Raw genomic sequence first — 25,477 nt, 5'->3', positions numbered from 1 at the left:
CCGTGCAGAACGACAACGTGTTCGACGTCCTCGCCGCCCTCGACCGGTTACCCGACACGGCCGACACGATGCTGGTCGACGAGTACTTCGTGGACAAACCCACCGCGAGCGCGCGGATCTTCCGCATCTACCGCGAGCTGCCGCTGCACTACCACACCGAATGCGACGAGCACCTCTACGTGCTCAGCGGCCGCGGCACGTTCCACCTCGACGGCGAAGAGTTCGAGGCCCGTCCGGGTCTGCTGCTGCACTTCGAGAAGACCAAGGTCCACGGCTTCCCGCGGATCGACGAGCACCCGCTCGTCGTGCTGTCGGTAGACGTGCCGAGGCGGCGCCCCGACGACGTGGTCTTCGTGGACCCGTCACAAGGCGACGCCGGCACGTTCATGGCGCGCAACGCGCCGGAACCACCGCACTAGGCGCGCCTCACGCCAGCAGCGGGCAGAGGGTCCGCTCGAGCTCGGCCCACGAGCCGACCGGCGCGGCGCCGGGGTCGACGTCGCGCGCCTGGATGTCGCCGGCGCGCTGCGCCAGGTCGAAGCGGTTCTCGCGCCACGCGTAGGCCAGCAGGTCGTCGTACTGCGTGCGGGGCAGCCAGCCCTGCTCACGCCCGACCTCGAGCCGCATGAGGTGGAACACGAGCTCCACGCTGTCCGGGTCCAGACCACGCAACCGGCGCGCGAACCCCTGCGCCGCGTCGAAGTTGCCCTCCTGGAAAGCCGTGTAGGCCAGGAAAAGCGCCGTCGCGGCCATCACGTCGGAACGGTGCAGACCACCTTCGGCCGCGAGGTGCTCGGCGATCCGGAAGCTGCGGCCTCCCTCACCGAAACCCCCGTCGGACTCCACCGCCTCGGCCAGCGCACGCTGCTGGCGCGTGAGGTAGTCGTCCGCCACATCCACCCTGTTGGCATTCATCATCGAAACCCCTCCCCTCAGCCGAGCTTTCACCCGACTGCTCCTCTGCACAAGATGTTACGGCGGAGTGGCAGATACATCGAATGCCCCAACGCCTTCCTCCGTTAGAAGGTTGGGGAGTCACGAAGTGTGCTCAAGGGTCGGCGATTTGGCCCCTCCGGCCGACCGGATGGGGTAACTTCGGGCAAGATCAACGCGGGCGAGGGCACGATCCCGGACGAAACGTTCACTTCCGCGGATGTGGTCATTTCGCTGGCCAGTTGCAAGATCGGTCCTCTTCGGAGCGCACAATTGGTTCGCAGGGGCAACGAAAATTCCCCGTCCGACCCGGAGTCCTCCGTGGACTCGCCCGGCTACCGTGCAGTAATGACGACCACGGTGTTCCGCGGCGGCCACGTTTTCACCGCCGATGCCGCGGGCACGAGCTGCTCGGCCGTCGCGGTCTCCGGCGGCCGGATCGTCGCCGTCGGCGGCGACCGCACGGTGGAACCCTTCCTGCGCGAAGCCGACGACGTCGTCGACCTCGCCGGCGGGCTCCTGCTGCCCGGGTTCGGCGACGCCCACGTGCACCCGGTGATGGGCGGGCTCGAACGGATCCGCTGCGACCTTTCGGGCACCGAAACCGCGGATGCCTACGTCCGCATAATCGGCGAATACGCCCGCGCCCACCCCGACCGGGAATGGCTCCTCGGCGGCGGCTGGGCCATGGAGGCGTTCCCCGGCGGCCGCCCGCACCGCGCCGCGCTCGACGCCGTCGTCGGGGATCGCCCGGTGCTGCTCCCCAACCGCGACCACCACTCCAGCTGGGTCAGCACCGCCGCCCTGGCCAGAGCCGGGATCGACCGAAACACCCCCGACCCCGCCGACGGCCGCATCGAGCGTGACGCCGACGGCGAACCCACCGGGCTCCTCCACGAAGGCGCCGCGGATCTCGTCGCCCGCGTCGCCCCGGCCGACACGCAGGAAGACCTCGACGCCGCGCTCGCCGAAGCCCAGCGCTACCTGCACTCCCACGGCGTCACGAACTGGCAGGACGCGTGGGTGGCCGTGCCGGGCGACGCGCCGAACGTCCACGAGTCCTACCGGCGTGCCGACGCCGCCGGCACCCTGACCGCGAAGGTCACCGGTGCGTTGTGGTGGGACCGGTCGTGCCCGCCCGAAGGCGTCGCGGACCAGGTCGCGCGCCTCGCCGAGATCCGCGCGGCGACGGCCGCGCAGTGCCGCAATTACCGCACGCCGTCGGTGAAGGTGATGCAGGACGGCGTGGTCGAGACGTTCACCGCCGCCATGCTCGAGCCCTACCTCGATCGCCACGGCCACCCGACCGGCGACCGCGGCCTCGGTTTTCTCGACCCAGGCCTGCTCCGCGACGTCACCACCGCCCTCGACGCCGCCGGCTTCCAGGTGCACTTCCACGCCATCGGCGACCGGGCGGTCCGCGACGTCCTCGACGCGCTCGAAGCGGCCATCGCCGAGAACGGCACCTCCGAACGCCGCCACCACCTCGCCCACCTGCAGGTGGTGCACCCGGCCGACGTCCCGCGCTTCCACCGCCTCGGCGCCACGGCCAACCTGCAGGCACTGTGGGCCGCGCACGAACCGCAGATGGACGAGCTCACACTGCCCTTCCTCGGTTTTCCGCGCGCCGCCTGGCAATACCCGTTCGGCGACCTCCTGCGCACCGGCGCCGCGCTCGCCATGGGCAGCGACTGGCCGGTCAGCAGCCCCGACCCGCTGGCCGCGATCCACGTCGCCGTGAACCGCGCGCTGCCGGGCGCGACCGCTCCGCCGCTGGGCCCGGAACAAGCGTTACCACTCGCGACCGCCCTGCGCGCCTACACCGCGGGCAGCGCCGCGGTGAACCACCTCGGCGACGCCACCGGCTCACTCACCGTCGGAAAGGCCGCCGACCTGGTGGTTCTCGACCGTGACCCGTTCGACGGCCCGCGCCAGGAGATCGGCGCGACGCGGGTGGTGCGTACGTACGTGGACGGAGCCGAGGTCTACCGCGCCTAGAAGTGCGCAGCCGGGGCTGTCATTCTACCCAGGGTGAAGCTCATCCCCCAAACGGGTGACGTTCACCGTGGCCGCGTCTGAGCTGCGGTGAAACGGGTTAGCCGAACGCGACCCGACTCCCGGCAGAGGAGAGCCCGATGTCGATCCGTGTGCTGATCAGCCACGAGAGCACCGCGATTCCGTGCGAGAAGTGCGGCTACCCCACGTTGCACGTCGCTCACCTCGTGACCCCCGAGGGCCAGTGCATCGGCCGCAAGCTCGTGTGCACGCTCTGCCGGGAGAGGGAGAGCCAGGAGGCGCCCGAAAAGCTTTCCGCCGGCTGAACTCAGGCCACTTCCCCGCGCCGGCTGTCCGCCGTGTGCAGCCCCAGCATGTCCAGCAGCAGCGCGCAGTCGTCGGCGCCGCGCGAGTTCGCCGCCACGGCGAGCGCCGCCTTCCGGCGCACTTCCTCCTGGTGCGCCAGGTTTTCCTCGGTCATCAGGTCCGCGGCCGGGTGCAGCCCGGCGCTGAAATCACGCATGCCTGTTCTCCCCGAAGTGCGAAATCCCTTCCGCTCCGGACCTACCCGGGTGCGCGCGGGGTGAAACGCGATCAGAGCCAGTCGCGGCGCTTGAACGACGCGTACAGCCCCACCGACAGCAGCACAATGGCCACTGTGGACACCCAGAACCCGGACGTGGCCTGGAATCCCGGGTACGGCACGTTCTGCCCGTAGAACCCGGTCACCGCCGTGGGCACCGCGATGATCGCGGCCCAGCTGGTGACCTTCTTCATGATCGTGTTGAGCCGGTTGCCCTGCAGGTTCAGCTGCGTCTCGCGCACCGTCGCCACCAGGTCGCGCAACGACTCCGTCCACTCCGACGCGCGCAGCACGTGGTCGTAGACGTCCTGGAAGTACGGCATCATCACGCTGTCGACCAGGTGCTGGTCGCGCCGCATCACGGTGTTCACGACCTCGCGCATCGGCAGCACCACGCGGCGCAGCGCCGTGAGGCTCTTGCGCAGCCGGAACGAACGCCGTTGCAGCTCACGCTGGTCGGGCCGCTCGTCGAAGACCAGGTCCTCCAGCGCCTCGATCTGGTCGTCGAGCGCCTGCACGCTGTCGAAGTGCCCGTCGACGATGTAGTCGAGCAGGCCGTGGAGCAGGAACGCGACGCCGGACTTCGCGAGGTCGGCCGAGGCGTCCCACCGCTGCGCCACGGCGTCGATGTCGAACCCGTCGTCCTTGCGCACGGTCACGAGCGCCTGCTTCGTGACGAACGCGGCGAGCTCCGATTTCGTGACCATGCCGGTGTCGGCGTCGAAGTGCGCCGAGTACGCGATGAGGAAGGAATGCGTGTCGTAGCGGTCGAACTTGGGCCGCTGGTGTTCTTCGGCCGCGTCCTCGACGGCCAGCGCGTGCAGGCCGAGCTCCTCCCGGATCGAGGCGAGGTCGTCTTCGGTCGGCTCGCAGAAGTCGAGCCAGACGGTGGTGGCCGGGTCCTGCAGGTAGTCGGAAACCTGCTCGACCGGGAAGTTCTCTTCGACCAGCACGCCGTCGCGGTAGACCCGCGTGAGTGCCACGCCGCGCCACCTTCCGCCGGGGAACCTTTCGACGAAAAGTACCCGCAGCCGATCTCCGCCGAACCCACCGGCGTCCACCGAAGGTGTTGTGTGACTGGCATCACCACTGCGGCTGCGGCACTGTTCACGCTGTGCAGTCCGCCCGAGGTCCCCGCCACCCCGTCCGCACCGCGCTGGTGGGGCTCACGGTGCTCGCCCTCGGCATCGTCACCGCACTCAACGCCCGGAATCTGCCCGTGATCGGCGACGGCACCACGTACGCCGCCGAGTTCACCGAAGCCGCCGGGCTGCGCGACGGCAACGACGTGCGCATCGCCGGCGTCGAGGTCGGGCGCGTGTCCGCGGTGACCCTCGACGGCGCTCGCGTGCGGGTGTCGTTCAAGGTCAAGGACGCGTGGCTCGGCGACGGCACCACGGCCGCCATCAAGCTGAAAACGGTGCTGGGCCAGAAATACCTCGCGCTCGATCCGGCGGGCGCCGGCTCACTTGACCCGGAAGTGCCCATCCCGAGCTCGCGCACCACCGTGCCCTACGACGTGCTCGACGCGTTCCGCGATCTCTCGGCCACAGTCGACCACATCGACACCACGCGGCTCGCGCACAGCTTCGACACGCTCGCCACGACGTTCGCCGGCACTCCCGCCGACGTCCGGACCGCGCTCGGTGGCCTCTCCCGCCTGTCGGACACCATCGCCTCCCGCGACGCGCAGCTGACCGCACTGCTGGCCAACACCCGCGCGGTGTCCTCGACGCTCGTCGACCGCGACGCGGAAGTGCAGCTTCTGCTCGCCGACGGCAACCTCCTGCTCGACGAGGTCGCGCGCCGCGAGTCCGCCATCTCCACCCTGCTCGACGGCTCGCGGCGCCTCGCCACCGAGCTGTCGGGCCTCGTCGCCGACAACGACCAGACCCTCGCCCCGACGCTCGCCGGCCTCGACCAGCTCACTTCCTTGTTGCAGCGCAACCAGGATTCCCTTGCCCGCGGCGTGAAAGCGCTTGCCCCGCTCCTGCGCCTGGGCACCAATCTCGCGGGCAACGGCCACTGGGTCGACGGCTACCTGTGCGGTCTGGTCCTCCCGTCGATCGGGCCGCTGAACGAGCAGGGCTGCTACCCGCGTTAGGGCGTGATCTTCCTGCTCGCGGAATCCGCCGCCTCCTGCGCAGGAGCCTCGTACCCCGGCACGTGCGTGATCCGCACCGTCACCTGGTTGTCGTTGTACGTATAGGCCTCGTACGTGAACTCGATACCCGTCTTCTCGACGTGTTCCATCCACGCGCGGTACTCGTGGCGCTTCCAGCCGGGGAAGTTGAAGAACTCGTCGAAGTGCACGATGCTGCCCGGGCGCAGGCGCGGGCCGACGTTGTCGAGCACGGTTTTCGCGGAGCTGTAGAGGTCGCCGTCCACGTGGAGGAAGTCGACGTGGCCCGGGTGCTTCTTCAGGAATCCCGGGAGGCTGTCGTTGAAGAGGCCGACGACGAGTTCCGCGCCGGGGACGTCGGGCAGGTCGTCGCGGGCGAAAGCGCCGGCGGGCATGCCGTTGAGCCAGGCCTCTGGCAAGCCTTCGAAGGAGTCGAAGCCGTAGACCTCGACCCCGCCGCGCGCGGCGGCGATGGTGCGCAGCGTGTTGCCCGACGCGACGCCGAACTCGAGTGCCATGCCACCGGTCGGGGCCAGCGACAACGCGAACCTCAGCGTCTCGGGCGGGCTGCCGAAGTGGCGGGCACCGACGAGGTTCTCGCGGGCGAACACGTTGCTCTCGAGCGCGGCGTCCTGATCACCGGCGTACACGATGTCGCGGCGGCTGCGGATCTCGAACTCCACCACCCGGTCGAGCAACCGGTCACCCTGGCGGACGATCTCCTCGCGGAGCTCGTCGCGGATCCGGTTCAGCTGATCGGTGTACGGGTCATGCAGACGGGTGGCCACCCGGTGCAGCACCAGGCCGGCTTTCCGCCGCAGAGCCCCGCCCAAAGTCCTTGCCGTGAAACGATCTTGGTGCGGCTGGGTCATTCCGGGACGATATACAACAACCGGGCACCATTTCGAGGCGGCCGGTTTACCGGCGGGTAACGGCAAGCGTCCACTGTGTACCGATCAGTGGCAGGGGTGGCTGCCCGTGGTCCGAACGTCACCCGCCGCACCCCTACGGGCAGCTTGCCGGAAACCCCCAGGGCCGATCATGGCATGGTGGCGACCATGACGAAGCGAATGTGGTGGGCCTGGCAGACGGTCCGCTCGGCGGCGATCGCGTATCGCACCGGGCGCAGACGGGCCCGCTACTGAGCACAACACCATCCGCCGGCGCGTCAGCGATCCGGTGAGTCCCCACCCTGCTCGGCCAGGAACCGCTCGAACTGCGAACCGAGCTCCTCGGCCGTCGGCATGTGCTCCTGCGACTCGGCCAGCAGGCTGTCGCGACCGGAGGCTTCGACGAACGTGTCGTACTGGCGCTCCAGCGCGCGCACGACGTCGGCGACCTCGTCGGACTCCGCGACCTGGCGGTCGATCTCCGCGGTCGCGACCTGCGCGGCGACGCGCAGCTCACCGTCGGGCAGGTGCAGGCCGGTGGCGCGCTCGAGGGACTCCAGCACCAGCAGCGCCGCCGACGGGTAGGCCGACTGCGCGAGGTAGTGGGGCACGTGGGCGGCGAAGCCCATCGCGTCGTGACCCCATTCGCCCAGGCGGTACTCCAGCAGCGCCGACACGCTCCCGGGCACCTGCATGCGGTTCGGCAGCGGCTGGTGGTCGCCGCCGATGAGGCTCTCACGCGTGGCGTGGGCCGTGACGCCGAGCGGACGCGTGTGCGGGGCGCCCATCGGGATGCCGTGGAAACCGACGGTCAGGCGCACACCCCAGCGCTCCACCAGGTGCTTCACGGCCGTGGCGAAGCGCTCCCACTCGTGGTCGGGCTCGGGGCCGGACAGCAGCAGGAAGGGCACGCCGTCGGTGTCGTGGAGGAGGCGAACGGCCAGCTCAGGGGCCTCGTAGTCCTCCCAGTGGTCCACCGCGTAGGTCATCGGCGGGCGCCGGGAGCGGTAGTCGATGAGGCGGTCGACGTCGAAGCGCGCGATCACGCGGTTCTCGACCTCGTTGGTCAGGTGGTCGGTGACGAGCCTGCCGGTGGAGCCCGCGTCCATGAAACCGTCGAAGAAGTGCAGGAGCACGGCTCCGTCCAGGTCGGGGACGTCCGAGTCCACCTCGTACAGTTCCTCGGGATCGAATCCCACCGGAATCCTCCTGCTGATCGCTGTCGTGCACAGGCTTAAGTGGTTGTAACGCGGCGCCACCGCGAATCCATCCCGCCCGCGGCCGAAATAGTAACGCCACGCACTCGCCGGGGCCCCGGATCGGGGCACAGTGACACTTGTCGTGGCCACGATCACGACAGTTCAGGCACGCTGAGCAGGTGACCGCAGAAGAACCCGCCGCGTTGAGCCTCAGCCTTCGACCACCCGAGCACCGGGTGAGCCGCAAGGCCATCGGCCACTGGACGGCGTCGGCGGCGATCGGCTGGCTCGTCGTGATCGGGGTGCAGGCGGTGGTGGTGGCCACGAGCGACGACCCGCCGTCGTGGCTGTCGGTGACGCTCGTGCTCTGCTGCGTGCTCGGGCCGCTGCACCTGCTCGTGATGCCGCAGTGGCGCTACCGCGTGCACCGGTGGGAGGTCACGGCGGAGGCTGTGTACACGCAGTCGGGCTGGCTCAAGCAGGAGTGGCGGATCGCGCCGATCTCGCGGATCCAGACCGTGGACATCGAGCGCGGCCCGCTGGAGCAGCTGTTCGGGCTGGCGCGGATCACGGTGACCACGGCGTCGGCCGCGGGTCCGCTGCGGATCTCCGGGCTCGACCACGACCGGGCCGTCGCGCTGGCCGACGAGCTGACGCGCACCACTCAGGCCGTGCGCGGGGACGCCACGTGAGCGCGGCGCTGCCGGCGACCACGCAGGCGTACGAGGGCACGGCGGAAGCCCCGTGGCACCGGCTCGACCTGCGGATGCTGCTGATCCGGCCGGTGCTCGACCTCGTGCGGTCGCTGCCCGTGCTCGTCGGCGCGCTGCTGCTGGGCTCGGGCAACAGCTGGCAGTGGATCGGGCTCGCCTTCACCGCGCTGACGATCGCCACCGGTATCTCGCACTGCCTCACCTCGCGCTACCGCATCACGGACACGCAGGTGGAATGGCGCACGGGGCTGTTGCTGCGCAAGCAGCGGGCCGTCCCGCGAGACCGGATCCGCACCGTCGACGTGGTGTCGGAGCCCAAACACCGGTTGTTCTCCCTGGCCGCGGTGCGGATCGGCACCGGACGGCACTCGCACGGGAAGGGGCCGGGCAAGGACGAGCTGGTGCTCGACGCCGTCACCCGCGAGGAAGCGCAACGGCTGCGGACCCTGCTGCTGCACCGGAAAGCCATGCCGGCCGACGTCGTGGCGCCGCCGGAGCAGCTGGTGGCGGCCGTGGACCGGAAGTGGCTGCGGTACGCGCCGTTCACGCTCTCCGGCATCGCGGTGGTGGGCGCGATGCTCGGCACCGTCTACCACTTCGCGCACGAGCTGAACCTCGACCCGGTGCGCTACGGGCCGCTGCGCGAGCTCGCCGACCGCGTGACGCAGGAACCCGTGTGGCTCACGGTGGCCGCGGCGGCGATCGGCCTGCTGCTGCTCGTGTCGGTGCTTTCGGTGGGCGGCTACGTGCTGTCGTTCTGGAACTTCCGCCTCACGCGCGAGCCGGGCGGCACGCTGCACATCCGGCGGGGCCTCATCACCACGCGGTCGGTGTCGATCGAGGAAGACCGGCTGCGCGGGGTCGAGCTGAAAGAACCGTTGCCACTGCGAATGGTCGGCGGTGCGAAGTGCGTGGCGGTGGCCGCGGGCCTGCGCGAAGGCAAGGGCGCCGACAAGGGCGGCGGGCTGCTGCTGCCGCCCGCGCCGCTCGGGCGCGCGCAGGAGGTGGCGGGTGAGGTGCTGGGCGAGGACGTTGCGGGCGCGGCGCTCGTGCGGCACCCGCGGCAGGCGTTGAACCGGCGGATCACACGGGCGCTGACGAGCGTGCTGGTGCCGGCGGCGGCGCTGTTCCTCCTGGCGTGGGCCGGTGCGTTGCCGGACTGGCCGTGGCAGCTCGCGCTGGTGCTGGTGCCGTTCGCGGTGCTGGTGGGCTGGGACCGTTACCGCACACTGGGCCACGCGCTGGCCGGCCGCTACCTCGTCACGCGCTCGGGTTCGCTGGCGCGCACGACGGTCGCGGTGCGGCGCGACGGGCTGACCGGGATCGTCGTGGCACGCTCGTGGTTCCAGCGGCGCGCCGGCCTCGTCACGGTGGTCGCGCCGATCGCGGCGGGGCGCGGCCGCTACCACGTGGTGGACGTCGGGGAAAGCGCCGGACTCGCGCTGGCCGACGCGACGGTGCCGGGGTTGCTCACGCCGTTCCTGGTCTCCGGGAAACGGGCCGAATAACCGGCCGTGATCATTCCGGTGAATTCACTGCACGCGATTGTTCTCCGCATGTGGTAATTTATTCACTTGTCGTGCGCGCGAGTCTGGTCGCAGACCACGAAGAGGTTTCGAATGCCGCCTTCCGAAGAAATCGCTGCAAGCTCTGCAAGCCCCGAGCGGCCGCGCCGAACGGCAGGCACAAGCAGTTCGCGCAAGGTTCTCCAGGTGCTGCTCGCGTTCTCCGAGCACCGCTGGGAGGCGAGCGTCGCGGAGCTGGCCGAGGTGATCGGCAGCCCGGTGGCCACGACTTATCGCTACGTGCAGCTGCTGAAGGAACTGCAGCTGCTCGAAGAGGCGCGCTCGGGCCGCTACCACGTGACCAGCCAGGTGATGCCGCTCGCGCGCGCCGCGCGGCTGGCCAACGACGTCGCCCGGATCGCCCGCCCGACCATGGAGGAGGCGTCGCGCGAGCTCGGCGAGACGATCCTGCTGTTCCAGCATTTCGGCGACCTCGCCGTGTGCACCGATCGGGTCGAATGCGACCGTGCCATGCGGTTCACGTTCCAGCCCGGGCACTCGATCCCGCTCGGCGCCGGCGCGACCGGCAAGATGCTGCTCGCCCTGCTGCCCGACGGCGAACGCGAGCAGCGCGTCGCGGAGATCGCGCGCGAGCACGGGATCGAGGTGCGCGAGGAGCTGAAGCTCGCCCTGGCGAACCGCTACGCGCAGAGCTGGGGCGAGATCGAGGACGGCGTGTGGGCGTGTTCGGTGCCGGTGGAAACGGGGCGGACGCGGCCGAGTGTGCTCTCGCTCGTGGGGCCCGCCGCGCGCATCAGTGACGCCGCGCGGGCCGAGGCGATCAGCGCGTTGCAGGTGTATGCCGAGCGCATCAAGAAAGCAGTTTCGTCGTATTCGATGTAGCGGGTAGGAATGGGGGATGATCCGGCTCGCTCGTGCTTCCGACCTGCCGTTGCTGGGCGAACTCGAACGCGCGGCCGGGGAGCCGTTCCGCGGGCTGGGGATGGCGGCCGTCGCGGATGACGAACCGTTTTCCGTGGCGGAGCTGCTGCCTTACCAGGCCGGCGGGCGGTGCTGGGTGGTGGATGCGTCGGGTGTGGTGGCGGCGTACCTGGTGGCGGATGTCGTGGACGGCAACGGGCACGTCGAGCAGGTGTCGGTGCTGCCGTCTTTCGCGCGCCGGGGGCTGGGCCGGGAGCTGATCGAGACGGCTGAGGCGTGGGCCGGTTCGCTCGGTCTCCCGGCGCTGACGTTGACGACCTTTCGTGACGTGCCGTGGAACGCTCCGTACTACGCGCGGTTGGGCTTCCGGGAGCTGCCTTCGGCCTCATGGGGACCTTCGCTGCGCGCCATCCGCGAGCACGAGGCGGCGCTCGGACTGGACCGCTGGCCGCGTCTCGCGATGATTCGCTGACCAGCGGTGTTACCCCTCCGGGGGACATGCGTCGCCCACGAGGGGGACCCGATTTGCGGGCGCCTTCGAACACGTGTTCTACTGGTCGAGCCGGCCCCGGAGGGGGAAGCTCCGCGGGCCGGCACTCTCGGTTTTCAGCGTTTGGAGGCAGCGTGGCAGTCAAGATCACCCACCTCACCAACGGCCAGCAGGTGCGCTTCGCCAACGCCGACGGCGCCCGCCGCTACGCCGAAATCATGGGCGGCGGCGTCGACAAGTGGGCGTTCACCGACGTGCCGGGCGAGTCCGAGCTGCCGAAAATGTCGGGGTCGGTCGTTAACGTCCCGGTATGGCGTATGACTTCCAGGTGACCGTGGACTCCGCGGAACCGCACACCCAGGCCGACTGGTGGGCCGAGACGCTCGGCTGGACCGTCGAACCCAGCGACGAGGCCTTCATCCGCGAGATGATCGCCAAGGGCTACGCGATGGAGTCCGACACCACCATCCACCGGGGCGCCCTGGTCTGGCGCGAAGGCGCGGCGATCTCCCACCCGGAGACGTCGCGCCGCGTCCTGTTCCAGCTCGTGCCCGAAGGCAAGACCGTGAAGAACCGCCTCCACCTCGACGTCCGCGTCGGCGGCCCGGAGAACATGGAGGAGGAATTCGCCAAGCTCCAGGCCCGGGGCGCGACGTTCCTGCACCGAGGCTCTCAGGGCCCCAACCGCTGGATCACCCTGGCGGACCCGGAGGGCAACGAATTCTGCATCGGTTGACGGGTTGGGCTTCGTTTTCCGCGCTTCCGACCACCTCGGCCCCACCCACCTCACGACTCCGGCTCGGCTGACGTGGGGGCAGCCGAGCCTTCGTGGTGACCACGGCCTTGCCGCTCGGACCACCCTTGCCACGCCGGGCGGAACTTGCCACTGCACTCCGGTCGATGCCACCCCGCACGGCGTCTTGCCAACCCGCGCGAAACTTGCCACTCGGCGGCAACCCACGCCATCCCGTACGGCGCCTTGCCACTCCTGGCGAAACTTGCCGCTCCGTCCCTTCGCCCCACGCCACCCCCTACGGCGCTTTGCCGCGCCTGGCGAAACTTGCCACGCCACCCCGATCGATGCCGCCCGCACGGCGCCTTGCCAACCCGCGCGGAACTTGCCACTCGCCGCGGTCAATGCCATGCCGTCAGGTGTCTCGCCAATCAGCGCGGCATCTCGCCACCTCACGGTGCACATCGCCACAACAACGGCACATGCCAAGCGCACTGCTCTTGCCACCGTCTCGACACCATGCCGTCCGCACGACCTCTTGCGACTCGATGCGGCACCTTGCCAAACCGTGCGGAACCTCGCCGCCGCACGCCTAGTCTTGCCACGGCAGCGGCACTGGCAGTGGCAGTGGCAGTGGCAGTGGCAAGCAGCACCTACGGCTCACCTCGCGCCCGCGCTACGCCTGCGAGACGTTGCCATCGGCGGCCCGTCTTGCCGTTCCTCACAGCACCTTGCCACCTAACCCAGCTCCATGCCGCTCAGAGCGAGACATGCCGGCGGGCGCCGCGCTTTGGCGTGGCGGGGGCAGTGAAGTGGCGGTGGCACTTGCCATACCCCGATGCATGGCGGCGTCCATGGCGTCTTGCCCATCGGCGCGGAAACTTGCCATTGGATGTCGCACGTTGCCGCGGCAATGGCGGGCGAGCGGCACGAAACTTGCCACTCCTCTCAACCCTTGCCACACGTATGGAGCTTGCCAACCCACACCGCCTTGCCGAGTGGAGGTGGGTCTTGCCACCGGGTGTGGCAAGTTGTGGATCGGCTCGCTGAGGATCTTGCGGTCAGGCGAGTCGATGTGGGGTGATGCGGGGTGTCCGTGAGCCGGCAGCAGGGGGCGGCCGGTCCAGGTTCTACGGCAGGAGGCCGCACACCCATGACGTCCCGGCGAGAGAAGCAGCTGTTGGCCCGCGCCGCCGAGTACAGTGCCGCCGCGGTGCGCAACGTCAGGAAGGAGTTCCCCAACGACATTCGCAGCACGATGCGGTTCCCCGGGGACTTCCCGAATCGGCCGCGTGAGCTGTATCCCGCGTTCTACGGTTGTTTCGACTGGCATTCCTGCGTCGAGATGCACTGGTTGCTCGTCCGGCTGCTCCGCGCCACCCCGCGCGCAGTACCGACCGACGACATCCGGACCGTGCTCAACGAGCACCTCACCGCCGACGCCCTCCAAGGTGAGGCCGAGACGTTCCGCACCAACGGATCGAGAGCCCGCCCCTACGGCTGGGGCTGGGCGCTGATGCTCCACCACGAAATCGCCACCTGGGACGACCCCGACGCTCGAACCTGGGCGGCGAACCTCGCACCCCTGTCGGCGGCCGTCACCGACGCCTTCCTCGGCTGGCTCCCCAAGCAGACGTACCCCGTCCGCACCGGCGCGCACAACAACAGCGCCTTCGGGCTCTCCCGGGCGCTGCCGTATGCCAGGAGCCACGACGACCCCGCCCTCCTCACTGCCATCCAAGACGCCGCCACCCGCTGGTTCGGCACCGACACCGACTACCCCGCCGCCTGGGAACCCTCCGGCGCCGATTTCCTGTCGGCCGCCCTCACCGAGGCGGAGCTGCAGGCGAGCCTCCTGCCGGCCGACGAGTTCACCGCCTGGTTCGACCGGTTCCTCCCCGAGCTCCCCGACGCGCTCCTCACCCCGGCCACGGTGTCCGACGACAGCGACGGCCAGCTCGCCCACCTCCGCGGCCTCAACCTCAGCCGCGCCTGGTGCTGGCTGCGCGTGGCCGACCGCCTCCCCGCCGCCGACCCGCGCAAACCCCTGCTGACCCGAGCCGCCGAAGCCCACGCGGACCCGGAGCTCGACCACGTCAGCGGCAGCGACTACATGGTCGAACACTGGCTCGCCTGCTACGCCGTCCTGTACCTGACCGCGGGCACTCGTGACCAGGCGACAAACGCCCCGCTACGCACGGAAACCTAGCCCTGCAGCCGGGAAAGCGCCGCCGGAATCGCCGCCGCCAGCAGGTCCAGCTCCTCGTCCCCCGCCACCAGCGGCGGCGACATGGCGATCCCCTTCCCCAACGGCCGCACCAGAACACCCTCGTCGCGCACCAGCCGCTGCAGCTTCCCCGGCGCCCCGGGGTCCGCCGCCAGCACCTCCGCCGACAGCTCCACCGCGGCCAGGAACCCGAGCCCAGCCCGAACCTCGCCCACCAGCGGATGCGAAGCCGCTTCAGCCAACGCGTCCGCCAGCGGCTTCTCCAGGTCTCGCCCGCGCGGGATCAACCCGTCCTTCTCGTAAATGTCCAAGGTCGCCAACGCGGCGGCACAACCCACCGGATGCCCGGCGTAAGTGGCGCCATGCCGCAAAACCGGCGCCCCGGCGGAACCAGTGAAGAACGGCGCCGCCACCTCCGGCGAAACCAGCAACGCGGCCAACGGGATCGTCCCCCCGGTGAGGCCCTTGGCCGTCGTCACCATGTCCGGCCGAACCGCCCACCGGTCGATCCCGAACCACGTCCCCAACCGCCCGAACGCGGCGATCACGCAGTCCGCCACGAAAAGCACGCCGTACCGGTGGCAAACCTCCACCGCGGCCTCGAGATACCCCTCCGGCGGCAACAACACCCCGCCCGCACCGATCACCGGCTCACAGAAGAACGCGGCGACCCGATCCGCCCCCACCCGCAGGATCTCGGCCTCCAAAGCCGCAACGCTGTCGTACGCCACATGCGAAAACCCCGAAGGCATCGGCCCGAACCCCTCGGCGTTGACGGGAATCCCGCCCACGGCCGTGCCGAACCCGTGCGTCCCGTGGTACCCCTGCGTCCGCCCGATGATGTGGGTCTTCTCCGGCCGTCCAGTGTGGACGAAGTGCGCCCGCGCGATCTTCACGGCCGTGTCGACGACATCACCGCCGCCGGAGCCGAGGAACACCTTCGACCCCGGCACCGGGGCGAGCGAAGAAAGCCTTGACGCCAGCTCCAGCGCCGGCTCGTTCGCGTAGTACCCGAACAGGTTGTACGAATCCAGCTTCTCCAGCTGCGCCGTCACGGCCTGGGTGATCTCGGGCCGTCCGTGGCCGAAGTTCGCGTACCAGAGCGAAGCCGTGGCGTCGAAGTAGCGGCGGCCGGCGTCGTCCCACACGTGCGAGCCCGAGCCGCGCGTGATCACGAAGCGGTCGCCGTCGACGGCGCCCATGTCCGCGAACGGGTGCCACAGCGGGTTCTCCATGTACTCCTCCTTGTGTCACAACGAAAGGAACTCGGCGATCTCCGACTCCGAGTACCCGATTTCCGCGAGCACCTCCGCCGTGTGCTGGCCCAGCACCGGCGGCGCCGACGTCGGCCGCGGCTGCGTGTCCGAGGCCTTCACCGGGAAACCCGTGCCGAGGTAGGTGCCGATGGTCGGGTGCGGCAGCCGCACGACCTGGTCGCGCGCGGCGGTCCACGGGTCGGCGTACACGTCGTCGATGTCGTTGATCGGCGCGGCCGGGATGCTCGCCTCGTCCAGCGCCTTCGTCCACTCGTCGACCGTGCGTGTGACCAGCACTTCCTCCAGCAACGCGTTGAGCTCGTCGCGGTGGGCCGACCGCGCGGCGTTGGTCGAGAACCGCGGGTCCTCCGCGATGTCCAGGCCGAGCACGCCGCAGAAGTTGCGCCACAGCTTCTCGCTGCCGACCGCGATGATCAGCCAGCCGTCGGACACGTGGTACGCCTGGTACGGAACGATGCTCGGGTGCGCCGAGCCCATCCGGCGCGGGCGCGGGGTGTCGTAGAAGTGTGCGCCCGCGGCGTAGATGTGCCAGGCGAGCTGCGCGTCGAGCAGGGAGACGTCGAGGTACTGCCCGCGCCCGGTCGTGTGCCGGGCCTGCAGCGCCATCAGCACGCCGATGATCGCCCACGTGCCCGCGTTGAGGTCGGCCACGGGCAGGCCCACCTTGGCGGGCGCGCCGTCGGGCTCGCCGGTCAGCCCCATCACGCCGCCGAGCGCCTGCGCGACGAGGTCGTAGCCCGGCCGGTCGCGGTACGGCCCGGTCTGGCCGAAACCCGTGATCGACACGTGGATCAGCCGCGGGTTCAGCTCGGACAGCGAGGCGTACGACAGGCCCCACCGCTCCAGCGTGCCGGGGCGGAAGTTCTCGACGAGCACGTCCGCGTCGGCCACGAGCCGGCGCACGGCTTCGCGGCCGCGTTCGGACTTGAGGTCGAGCACGATGCCGCGCTTGTTGCGGTTGGCCGCGAGGAAGTACACGGCCTCGTCGCCGACGAACGGCGGACCCCACAGGCGCGTGTCGTCTCCGTGGCCGGGCGGCTCGACCTTGACGACGTCGGCACCCATCTCGCCGAGGTACTGCGTGCAGTACGGCCCCGCCAGGATCCGGGAGAGGTCGACGACCTTGAGACCGTCGAGCGGGCGGACCTCGGGCATGGGCGGCTCCTCGGGCGTCGTCGCGGACCTACGCCTCCTTTCTACCTCCCGGACAACGGATTACCTACCAACGGCCCATTGACGTGAACCGTTCACTCCTGTTGATTTTTGGGTGAGTATGTGCCGCTTTGATGAGTTGGGTTGCGCACTCTGGGAGGTTATTTATGCGTCGTCTTGTGGGCCTGCTGGCGGTTGCGTGCCTGACAACCGGCCTGGCCACCGCCCTCACCACCGCGAGCGCGGAAGCGGCCCCCGCCGCCCCGAACGCCGTCCGGCAGCAAACCGGCGCGCTGCCGCCGATGGGCTGGAACAGCTGGAACAAGTTCGGCTGCAACATCAACGAAGAGCTCATCCGCGAGACCGCCGACGCGATCGTCAGCAGCGGCCTGCGCGACGCCGGCTACCAGTACGTGAACATCGACGACTGCTGGGCCGAGCAGAACCGCAACACCGAGGGCAAGTTCGAGCCCAACCACGAACGCTTCCCGAGCGGCATCAAGGCGCTCGCCGACTACGTGCACGCCAAGGGCCTCAAGCTCGGCATCTACACCAGCGCCGGCACGCAGACCTGCGCGAAGACGATGCCGGGTGCGCTCGACCACGAGGACGTCGACGCGCAGACCTTCGCCGACTGGGGCGTCGACTACCTCAAGTACGACAACTGCAACAACGAGGGCCGCCCGGCCATCGAGCGTTACACGAAGATGGGCGACGCGATCAAGAAAACCGGCCGCTCGATGATCTACGCCCTGTGCGAGTGGGGCGAGAACCAGCCGTGGCTGTGGGGCAAGACCTCCGGCGCGCAGCTGTGGCGCACCACCGGTGACATCAGCGACAACTGGACCAGCATGACCGGCATCCTCGACCAGCAGGTGGGGCTCGAGAAGTACTCCGGTCCCGGCGGCTGGAACGACCCCGACATGCTCGAGGTCGGCAACGGCGGCATGACCGACGCCGAGTACCGCTCGCACTTCGCGCTCTGGTCGCTGATGAACGCACCGCTGCTGGCGGGCAACGACGTCCGCTCCATGCCGGCCACGACGAAGGCGATCCTGGCGAACAAGGACGTCGTCGCCCTCGACCAGGACTGGGCGGGCGTGCAGGGTCACAAGGTGCGCGACGACGGCGACACCGAGGTGTGGACGAAGCCGATGTCGGACGGTTCGGCTGCGGTGGTGCTGTTCAACCGCGGGATCTCGGCCGCGACGATGACGAGTAACGCGTCGGAGATCGGGTTGTCCGGGCGGGATTTCCGGGTGCGGGATCTGTGGAGTGGTGCGGAGACCGAGAGCGCCGGGACGTTGCGGGCGACTGTGCCGAGTCATGGGTCGGCGGTGTTGCGGGTGTGGCCGGCGAAGTTCCCGGCGGCGGCACCGGCGGCGACGTTGTCGCTTGATGCGGGGTCGTATTTTCCGGCTGGGAAGCCGTTTACGGCGCATGTTCGGCTGACCAATGACGGCAGCACCCCGCTTGCCGCGGCTCGGGTGACGGTGTCTTCGCCGGCTGGTTGGCAGATCGACGGGCGGGGTGAGGTGCTCGTTCCCGTGGTGGCGCCGGGGAAGTCTTGGGATCGCGCAGTGACGGTGAAGCCGGTGAAGCCGGGGGCGCAGGTTTCGATGTCGGCGAAGGCTTCGTACGTGACGGGCTGGGGGCGGCGATCGTTGTCGGCTGATGCGGGCGGACCGGTGGTGACGCCGTTCGCGGCCGGGGTGACGGCGATGTCGAAGGCGCCGTTCCTGCTGACGGAGAACGGGTGGGGTCCGGTTGAGCGGGGGACCAGCAATGGGGAGAACCAGGCTGGTGACGGGAATCCGATCACGATCAACGGTCAGGTGTATTCGGATGGGCTGGGGGCGCATGCGCCTTCGTTGGTGCGGGTGTATTTGGGTGGGGGGTGTCAGGCGTTTCATTCGGTTGTGGGGCTGGATGACGAGTTCGCGACCGGGAGTGTGACGTTCGAGGTTCGGGGGGATGGGAAGACGTTGGCTTCGACGGATGTGGTGCGGCATGGGTCGGTGGCGCAGGTTCTGGATGTGCCGCTCGGTGGGGTGCAGGTGTTGGATCTTGTGGTGACGGATGGTGGGGATGGGAATAACACGGATCATGCCGATTGGGCTGATGCTTTGGTGACGTGCTGAGGGTTTTGGTCCTGCGCAGGGGCGTGTTGCGGTAGGTGTGCACCCCGAAGCTGGATTGTGTTGACGGCCGGTGACGTGTTGTCAAGGCGGGAAAGCGTGCCTTGACAACACGTCGCCGGCCGCAAAGAGGCTTCGGATCGGGGTGCCGGGGAGGGGCTGGGTGCAGGTTTCGTCGCGTAGGTGAGCGGCGGTTGGTGGGGTTTGCGCGGCCCGGGTGAGTGCGTGAGTTGGGCAGGCTGGTGGCCGTTTGGGTGGTGGCCAAGCGCCCCAATGTGGCGTTCGGTGCGTTGAGCGCAACGAACGCCGCATTGGGGACGAGGAGTCAGCGGGCGCCCAGGTCGAAGTCGAGGCTGTAGCGGTTCGAGGGCATGGCGCCGGCGGATTTGGCGCCGTCGATGGGGAGGACGGCGCCGTTGATGAAGCGGGATTCGTCGGTGGCCAGGAAGAGGATGGCTTTGGCGACCTCGGTGGCTTCGCCGACGCGGGCGGCGGGGGTGCTGGCGACGAGTTGGTGTTGCTTGGTCTCGAAGTCGTCCGGGGAGGCGAGGGTCGAGCGGAGCATGTCGGTGTCGATGGCGCCCGGGTTGACGGTGTTGGCGCGGATGCCCTGGTGGGCGTGGGCGACGGCGAGGGACTTCGTGAGGCCGACCAAGGCGTGCTTCGTCGCGTTGTAGACGGGGTCGCTGGGGCGGCCCATGACGCCGCCGTTGGACGAGGTCGTGATGATGCTGCCGGAGCGTTGGGCGAGCATGTGGGGCAAGACGGCGCGCGTGCCGAGGAAGGCGGTGCGGACGTTGAGGGCGAAGATGGTGTCGAAGTCCTGCAGTGTCGTCTCGGTGAGGGGTTTGGCGAGGTGGGCGCCGACGTTGTTCACCAGCACGTCGATGCGGCCCGCGTCCTCGATGACGCCCGCGACGAAGTCGTTGACCGCGGTCTCGTCGGTGGCGTCGACGAGCGAGTGGCGGTAGCCGTCCAGGTGGGCGGCCGGTTCGCGGATGTCGCTCGCGAAAACCACGGCGCCCTCGGCCAGGAACTCCTTCACGGTGGCGAGGCCGATGCCCCGCGCGCCCCCGAAGATCACCGCGACCTTGCCGGCCAACCGACCCATGTTCAGTCCCTCCCTCGAAGTTCGGCCACCTCGTAGTCCTCGGGCAGCCTGACCAGCGCGTCCGGCGCGCCGGTGTAGCGCACCACCACGCCGTAGACGGACTCGGCCGCCTCCGCGGAAACGTACCCCGCCACCACGTCGGCCAGGACGTCCGCCACGGCGCGCCGCCGCGGGTCGCCGTAGCCGCCGCCACCGGGGAGGACGACGTCGACCTCGGCGTGCGGGTCCAGGGCCACGCGGCTCTTGGCGGGGAGGTCGGCGCCGCCGGCCAGCCCGAACCGGCCGACGGCGCCCGGAGCACCACCGTCCACACCGGACGCGGCGGCCCGCACCCGGTCGACGTTCCCGTTGACACTCCAGGGAATCCCGCCCAAGGCCGCCATCGTTGTTCGCTGGCCCAGCCCGCCCCGGAACCTCCCGGCGCCACCCGAGTCCACGCGCAGCTCCCGCACGCCCTGCACCAGCGGCGCGCTCGTCTCGATCACCTCGGTGGGCGTCGAGCGCAGGCCACTGGGGAAACCCGTGGTCGAGAGGCCGTCGCGGGACCCGCGCGCGCCCATGCCGCCGGTCTGGAACACCGTGGACATGAAGCCCTCGCCACGCCAGATCGTCATCCACAGCGCGTCGGCACTCGGCGCGACGGGGCAGTCCGGCAGCGCCCCGATCAGCAACGACGGCAGGAAATGCCCGATCAGGTGCCGCGACGCGACGGGCGCCGGCGGCACGCAGTTGAGTACCGAGCCCTCCGGCGCGGTCACGTGCACGGGCCGGAACGAGCCGGCGTTGTGCGGCACCTCCGGCGAGATCGCGGCCTTCACCGCGAAGGACGCGTACGCCCGCGTGTAGTTCAGCACCACGTTGATCCCGCGCCGGCTCTGCGGCGACGAACCCGCGAAGTCCACGTGGATCTCGTCGCCCGCCACGGTCACCGCGACGCGCAGCACGACCGGTTCGTCGTCGAAGCCGTCGGTCACCAGCTCGTTGCGGTACACGCCGTCCGGCAACGCGGTGATCGCCTCCCGCAGTGCGCGTTCGGAGCGGTTCATGATCTCGGCGGCGACGTCGTCCAGCGACGTCAGCCCGAATTCGTCCAGCAGGCGCACGAGAATCGCCGCGCCGACGTCGTTGCCCGCGACCTGCGCGTACAGGTCGCCGATGGTCTCCTCGGGTGTGCGGACGTTGGCGCGGATCAGCCGTTCCAGATCGGCGTTGACCTCGCCGGCGCGGAGGAACTTCAGGATCGGCAGCCGCAGGCCCTCCTCGAAGACCTCCGTGGCGTCCGCGGACACAAGCCGGCCCCCGATGTCCGGCGCGTGGCAGCACGACGCGAACCACGCGACCAGCCGGCCACCGGCGAAAACCGGCGTGGCGACGGTGATGTCGTTGATCTGCCCGGCCGTCTGCCACGGGTCGTTGGTGAGCAGCACGTCGCCGGGCTCCAGCGTCTCCGGCGGGTACTCGGCGACGAAGTGGCGCAGGCCGGTGGCCATCGCGTTGATGTGGCCGGGCGTACCGCCGGTCGACTGGCCGATCATCTCGCCGCGCGAATCGAAGACGGCGCACGCGAGGTCGAGCGATTCGCGCACCACTGCGGAGAACGCCGTGTTGACCAGCGCGTTCTGCTGCTCGGCGAGGATCGAGTGCAGCCGGTTGCCGATCAGGCCCACGAGGATCGGATCGGTCACCAGCTCACCTCCAGGCTCGCGTCGCCGCGCACCACGCAGCGCGCGCCCGGCGGGACGACCACGGTCGACTCGCGTTCCTGCACGATCGCGGGGCCGGTGACCTGCGCGCCCGGCCGCAACCGGTACCGGTCCACCACCGCCGTGTCGACAAATCCACCCGAGAAGTACACCGGGCGGCGGCCGCTGACGGCGTCTCCGGACGCGGAGTCCTTGAGCCGCAACGAAACCTCGGGCGCCGGAGCCGACGAGACCACCCGCCAGTTCAGCACCTCCACCGCCACCGGCGGTCCGCTTCGCCGGTACAACGAGCGGTAGACGTCGGTGAAATCCGCGACCAGGGCGTCCGGCCAAGTCGCGGCCGAAGCCCGCACCGGCACGCGGATCTCGTATCCCTGACCGGCATACCGCATCTCGGCGACGCGCGCGTGGGTCACGTCGGCACCGTCCACACCGGACTCCCGCAGCAGCGCCGCGCCCTCGGCCTCCATCTCGGCGAACCGCGCGTCGACGTCCTCCCACGACAGGTCGAGCACGGCCGCCCGCGCCGAACGCACGAAGTCGAACGCCAGCGGCGCCGTCAGAAACCCGAGCGCGCTCAGCACACCCGCGGCCGGCGGCGCCACCACCGTCGGCGCCCCGAGCGCGCGGGCGACACCGGCGCCGTGCACCGGACCCGCGCCGCCGAACGTGTACATCGGCAGTTTCGCCGGATCCTTGCCGCGCTCCACGGCGTGCACGCGCGCCGCGTTGGCCATGTCCTCGTTCACGCTCGTGTGGATGCCCCAGGCCGCTTCCTCGACGCTCACGCCCAGCGGTTCGGCGATCTTCGTCCGCACCGCCTCGTGAGCCGCCGAGACGTCGAGCGCCATCCCGCCGCCGAGGAAGTACGCGGGGTCGAGGTAGCCGAGCAGCAGGTCGGCGTCGGTGACCGTCGGCTCGGTCCCGCCGCGGCCGTAACACACCGGGCCCGGCTCCGACCCCGCCGAATCCGGCCCGACGGTCAGCAGCCCCAGCGCGTTCACGCGCGCGATCGAGCCACCGCCGACGCCGATCTCGATCATGTCGGTCACCGGCACCTTCACCGGCAGCCCCGAGCCCGGCAGCAGCCGGTACTCGCGGCCGACCTCGAACTCGTGCGTCACCAGGGGCGCGCCGTCGGCGACCAGGCAGAGTTTCGCCGTGGTGCCGCCCATGTCGAACGCCAGCAGGTCGCGTTCCCCGGCCCCGACGCCGAACGCCGACGCGGCGAGCGCCCCGCCCGCCGGGCCGGATTCGAGGATGCGGATCGGATACCGGCCCGCGGTCTCGACGGTCGCGATCCCGCCGTGGGACAACATGATGTGCGGCGCGGGCCGCACGCCGAGCTCACGCAGCCGGCGCGCCAGATCCGCGAGGTACCGCTCGGCGAGGTCCTGCACGTAGACGTTCGCGACGGTGGTCGACGTCCGTTCGAACTCCCGTATCTCCGGCACCACTTCGGACGACAGCGCCACCCGCAGCCGCGGCGCCACTCGCGCCAGCACCTCGGCCGTGCGCCGCTCGTGCGCGGGATTGGTGAAGGAGTGCAGGAAACACACGGCGACGGCGTCGATCCCCCGGGCTTCGAGCTCACGGCCCAGCCGCGCGACGTACTCCTCGTCCAGTCCCGTGTGGACGGTCCCGTCGGCCAGGACCCGCTCCGGCACGTCGAAGCGCAGGTACCGCGGCACCAGCGGCTCGGGCAGCTCGAGGCGCAGGTCGTAGAGCTCGTAGCGGTGTTCGCGGCGCATCTCGAGCACGTCGCGGAACCCCGCTGTGGCGAGCAACGCCGTGCGCGCGCCCTTGCGTTCGATCAGCGCGTTGGTGACGAGCGTGGTGCCGTGCACGAGCTGCTCGACGTCGCCGAAGTCCAGCCCGGCGCGCGCGAACACCTCCGCCAGGCCCTCGGCGACCGCGAGCGCCGGCTCGCGTTGGGTGGTCAGCACCTTCCCGACCGCGACGACCCCGGATTCGCCGAGCACGCACAGGTCCGTGAACGTGCCACCGATGTCGACGCCGACCCGCAGGCCCGTCATCAGCGCGGTTTCCGCGGCCACCGGGGCGAGGTGTTCACCGGCGGCTTCAGCTTCGCCCGCACCACGAGCACGTTGGGCTCGTCCGACTCGATGAACTCGCCCAGCAGCCGGCGGAACGCGCGCCCGAACCCGGACACGCGGTCGGCGTGCACCCCGAACGACCGCGCCAGGCCGACGAAGTCCGGGCTGTCCCAGTCGACCCCGCGGTGCGGCAGGCCTTCCTGGTCCTGGTCGTAGCGCAGCATGCCGTAGCCGCCGTCGTCGACGACCACGACCGTCACGGGCAGCTGCTCCTCCGCGAGCGTCGCGAGATCGCCCACCGCGTAGAGGAAACCGCCGTCGCCGGTCACGCACACCACGCGCCCGGAACCGGTTGCGGCGGCGCCGAGCGACGCGGGGAATCCGTAGCCGAGCGTGCCCCAGCCCATCGGGTACGCCAGCTTGCGCGGTGCGCGCACGCGGTGGAAACCGCCGATCCAGTAACCGGCCACGCACATGTCGGTGACCAGCATCGAGGGTTCCGGCAGCACTTCCTCCAAAGTGGACAGGAAGTCGGCTGCCTGCGGTTCTTCGGTGCGGATGCGCTGGCGCACGCGGCGGCCGATGGACGCCAGCCGCACGGTCAGCTCGTCCAGGCCCGGCCGGCTGGCCGGGCGCAGTGACTCGACGACGCGGCGGGCGTCACCCACCAACGTGATGTCCGGTTTGTAGTTCTTCGCCGCATCGAAGGCGTCCACGTTCACCGCGATCAGCTTGGGCGGCGCGGGCATCAGCCAGTTCTGCGTCATCAGGCCGTCGAAGTCGGTGCCGATGGCGAGCACCACGTCGGCCTCGTCCCACAGCTCGCCGACCTCCGGCGCGTGCACCGGATTCGGGGCCAGGCAAGGGTGATCGAGCGGCAGCAGCCCGCGCGCGGCGAACGTGGTGACCACCGGGGCGGCCAGCCGTTCGGCGAGTTTGCCGATGGCCTCGCCCGCCTCCGCCCGCAACGCGCCGCCGCCGGCCCAGATCAACGGACGCCGGGCGCCGGACAGGAGATCGGCGGCACGCGCCAGGTCCGGCAGGTCGAGCACCCGCTCGGCCAGCGGCTTCGGCGGTCCGCTCGCCTCCGTGGTCTCCCGCAGGTAGTCCGTCGGGATACCGAGGTACACCGGGCCGGTCTGCGGCATCAGCGCCAGGCGCGCCGCGCGGTGGACGGTGGTGCCGATCTGGTCGGCGCGGTGGACGGTGAAGCCGGCCTTGGTCACGGGCGCGAACATCGCCTGCTGATCGGACGTTTCGTGCAGGACACCGCGCACCACGCCGGGGCGCTTGAGCGTGGACGGGATGTCGGTGGCGACCACGAGCACCGGCGCGGCCGAGGCCATCGCCTCGCCCACGGCGCCGAGCGTGTTGGCCGCGCCGGGCCCGGTCGTCACGAGCGCGACGCCGAGTTTTCCCGTGGCGCGGGCATAACCGTCGGCCGCATACCCGGCGGTCTGTTCGTGCCGGACACCGATGATCCGGATTCCCGTTTCCGCCAACGCCTCCCACAGCGGCAGGTTGTGCACACCGGGAAGCCCGAACACGACTTCGGTCCCGAGTGCCTTCAGCGCGTCGCCCAGATGCTGAGCACCAGTCCGTCCTGCCACGGCTGCCACTGTATCCACCGCGGGGAAAGCACCGCACAGTCGTCACCGGACACCGTTTGTCACCAGCGGTTACGCGGTAATGGGCAAGAAAGAGCCC

Annotated in this window: 23 protein-coding genes; 12 read left to right on the top strand and 11 right to left on the bottom strand. The window is 70.1% G+C overall.

Annotated elements, in window-relative coordinates:
* Positions 1-2 precede the first annotated feature (2 nt).
* Positions 3-419, top strand: coding sequence for a cupin domain-containing protein (locus tag ACFY1H_RS38990; protein ID WP_366579493.1), 417 nt, complete (start codon positions 3-5; stop codon positions 417-419).
* Between the two features lie 7 nt (positions 420-426).
* Here ACFY1H_RS38990 and ACFY1H_RS38985 read toward each other — a convergent pair whose 3' ends face one another.
* Positions 427-915: a hypothetical protein gene (locus ACFY1H_RS38985; protein WP_366579495.1), complete on the bottom strand. Its 489-nt coding sequence runs from the start codon at positions 913-915 to the stop codon at positions 427-429.
* 366 nt (positions 916-1,281) lie between these two features.
* On the opposite strand from ACFY1H_RS38985, the gene ACFY1H_RS38980 reads away from it, so the two are divergent.
* Together ACFY1H_RS38980 and ACFY1H_RS38975 are read left to right on the top strand one after the other, a co-directional pair.
* Positions 1,282-2,931, top strand: coding sequence for an amidohydrolase (locus ACFY1H_RS38980; RefSeq protein WP_386954993.1), 1,650 nt, complete (start codon positions 1,282-1,284; stop codon positions 2,929-2,931).
* 137 nt (positions 2,932-3,068) lie between these two features.
* The gene (locus tag ACFY1H_RS38975; protein ID WP_386954991.1) at positions 3,069-3,254 is read left to right on the top strand and encodes a hypothetical protein; all 186 of its coding nucleotides are present in this window, start codon (positions 3,069-3,071) and stop codon (positions 3,252-3,254) included.
* Positions 3,255-3,256: 2 nt separating this feature from the next.
* Here the strand turns inward: ACFY1H_RS38975 and ACFY1H_RS38970 are convergent, their stop codons facing one another.
* Together ACFY1H_RS38970 and ACFY1H_RS38965 are read right to left on the bottom strand one after the other, a co-directional pair.
* On the bottom strand, positions 3,257-3,451 hold the full coding sequence (locus ACFY1H_RS38970) for a hypothetical protein (protein WP_386954989.1): 195 nt from the start codon (positions 3,449-3,451) through the stop codon (positions 3,257-3,259).
* Positions 3,452-3,522: 71 nt separating this feature from the next.
* Entirely contained in the window at positions 3,523-4,494 is a 972-nt protein-coding gene (locus tag ACFY1H_RS38965; protein ID WP_386954987.1) for a magnesium transporter CorA family protein, read from the bottom strand.
* A gap of 131 nt (positions 4,495-4,625) precedes the next feature.
* On the opposite strand from ACFY1H_RS38965, the gene ACFY1H_RS38960 reads away from it, so the two are divergent.
* Positions 4,626-5,615 (top strand): MCE family protein, encoded by a 990-nt coding sequence (locus ACFY1H_RS38960; RefSeq protein WP_386954984.1) that lies wholly within the window; start codon positions 4,626-4,628, stop codon positions 5,613-5,615.
* Here the strand turns inward: ACFY1H_RS38960 and ACFY1H_RS38955 are convergent.
* Complete coding sequence (locus ACFY1H_RS38955; protein WP_386954981.1) at positions 5,612-6,505, bottom strand: class I SAM-dependent methyltransferase; 894 nt, start codon at positions 6,503-6,505, stop codon at positions 5,612-5,614. The two genes, ACFY1H_RS38960 and ACFY1H_RS38955, sit on opposite strands and share 4 nt — an antisense overlap.
* A gap of 296 nt (positions 6,506-6,801) precedes the next feature.
* Positions 6,802-7,722 (bottom strand): PAC2 family protein, encoded by a 921-nt coding sequence (locus tag ACFY1H_RS38950; protein ID WP_366579505.1) that lies wholly within the window; start codon positions 7,720-7,722, stop codon positions 6,802-6,804.
* A 179-nt stretch (positions 7,723-7,901) separates the two neighbouring features.
* Here ACFY1H_RS38950 and ACFY1H_RS38945 point away from each other — a divergent pair, with 179 nt between their 5' ends.
* The 7 genes from ACFY1H_RS38945 to ACFY1H_RS38915 all read left to right on the top strand — a co-directional run bounded on the left by ACFY1H_RS38945 (position 7,902) and on the right by ACFY1H_RS38915 (position 14,314).
* Positions 7,902-8,414 (top strand): PH domain-containing protein, encoded by a 513-nt coding sequence (locus ACFY1H_RS38945; RefSeq protein WP_386954978.1) that lies wholly within the window; start codon positions 7,902-7,904, stop codon positions 8,412-8,414.
* 74 nt (positions 8,415-8,488) lie between these two features.
* The gene (locus ACFY1H_RS38940) at positions 8,489-9,943 is read left to right on the top strand and encodes a PH domain-containing protein (RefSeq protein WP_386955184.1); all 1,455 of its coding nucleotides are present in this window, start codon (positions 8,489-8,491) and stop codon (positions 9,941-9,943) included.
* Positions 9,944-10,147: 204 nt separating this feature from the next.
* Positions 10,148-10,843: an IclR family transcriptional regulator gene (locus ACFY1H_RS38935; RefSeq protein WP_386954975.1), complete on the top strand. Its 696-nt coding sequence runs from the start codon at positions 10,148-10,150 to the stop codon at positions 10,841-10,843.
* Positions 10,844-10,859: 16 nt separating this feature from the next.
* A complete protein-coding gene (locus ACFY1H_RS38930; protein ID WP_386954972.1) occupies positions 10,860-11,354 on the top strand; it encodes a GNAT family N-acetyltransferase in 495 nt (164 codons plus the stop codon).
* Between the two features lie 152 nt (positions 11,355-11,506).
* A complete protein-coding gene (locus tag ACFY1H_RS38925) occupies positions 11,507-11,704 on the top strand; it encodes a hypothetical protein (RefSeq protein WP_220243923.1) in 198 nt (65 codons plus the stop codon).
* Positions 11,683-12,108 (top strand): VOC family protein, encoded by a 426-nt coding sequence (locus ACFY1H_RS38920; RefSeq protein ID WP_366579513.1) that lies wholly within the window; start codon positions 11,683-11,685, stop codon positions 12,106-12,108. The genes ACFY1H_RS38925 and ACFY1H_RS38920 overlap by 22 nt, the downstream gene beginning before the upstream one ends.
* A 1,150-nt stretch (positions 12,109-13,258) precedes the next feature.
* Complete coding sequence (locus tag ACFY1H_RS38915) at positions 13,259-14,314, top strand: DUF2891 domain-containing protein (protein WP_386954969.1); 1,056 nt, start codon at positions 13,259-13,261, stop codon at positions 14,312-14,314.
* On the opposite strand, the gene ACFY1H_RS38910 is transcribed toward ACFY1H_RS38915, so the two are convergent.
* Both ACFY1H_RS38910 and ACFY1H_RS38905 read right to left on the bottom strand, forming a co-directional pair.
* Entirely contained in the window at positions 14,311-15,567 is a 1,257-nt protein-coding gene (locus ACFY1H_RS38910) for an aspartate aminotransferase family protein (RefSeq protein WP_386954965.1), read from the bottom strand. The two genes, ACFY1H_RS38915 and ACFY1H_RS38910, sit on opposite strands and share 4 nt — an antisense overlap.
* Before the next feature lie 15 nt (positions 15,568-15,582).
* Positions 15,583-16,764, bottom strand: a complete 1,182-nt coding sequence (locus ACFY1H_RS38905) for a CaiB/BaiF CoA transferase family protein (protein ID WP_386954962.1) — start codon at positions 16,762-16,764, stop codon at positions 15,583-15,585.
* 164 nt (positions 16,765-16,928) lie between these two features.
* Here ACFY1H_RS38905 and ACFY1H_RS38900 point away from each other — a divergent pair, with 164 nt between their 5' ends.
* Complete coding sequence (locus tag ACFY1H_RS38900) at positions 16,929-18,902, top strand: NPCBM/NEW2 domain-containing protein (protein WP_386955181.1); 1,974 nt, start codon at positions 16,929-16,931, stop codon at positions 18,900-18,902.
* Positions 18,903-19,224: 322 nt separating this feature from the next.
* Here the strand turns inward: ACFY1H_RS38900 and ACFY1H_RS38895 are convergent, their stop codons facing one another.
* Genes ACFY1H_RS38895 through ACFY1H_RS38880 form a run of 4 tightly spaced genes read right to left on the bottom strand, consistent with a single transcriptional unit; the run spans position 19,225 to position 25,380 of the window.
* Positions 19,225-20,010: an SDR family NAD(P)-dependent oxidoreductase gene (locus tag ACFY1H_RS38895; protein WP_386954959.1), complete on the bottom strand. Its 786-nt coding sequence runs from the start codon at positions 20,008-20,010 to the stop codon at positions 19,225-19,227.
* 2 nt (positions 20,011-20,012) lie between these two features.
* Positions 20,013-21,698: a hydantoinase B/oxoprolinase family protein gene (locus ACFY1H_RS38890; RefSeq protein WP_386955178.1), complete on the bottom strand. Its 1,686-nt coding sequence runs from the start codon at positions 21,696-21,698 to the stop codon at positions 20,013-20,015.
* On the bottom strand, positions 21,692-23,749 hold the full coding sequence (locus tag ACFY1H_RS38885) for a hydantoinase/oxoprolinase family protein (RefSeq protein ID WP_386955175.1): 2,058 nt from the start codon (positions 23,747-23,749) through the stop codon (positions 21,692-21,694). The genes ACFY1H_RS38890 and ACFY1H_RS38885 overlap by 7 nt, the downstream gene beginning before the upstream one ends.
* Entirely contained in the window at positions 23,749-25,380 is a 1,632-nt protein-coding gene (locus ACFY1H_RS38880; protein ID WP_366579522.1) for a thiamine pyrophosphate-binding protein, read from the bottom strand. Before ACFY1H_RS38880 ends, ACFY1H_RS38885 begins: the two co-directional genes overlap by 1 nt.
* Positions 25,381-25,477 lie beyond the last annotated feature (97 nt).

The sequence above is a fragment of the Amycolatopsis sp. NPDC001319 genome (assembly GCF_042896185.1).
Taxonomy (GTDB): Bacteria; Actinomycetota; Actinomycetes; order Mycobacteriales; family Pseudonocardiaceae; genus Amycolatopsis.
Note: the sequence above shows the minus strand (reverse complement) of the source record. Positions and strands in the feature narration are given on the sequence as shown.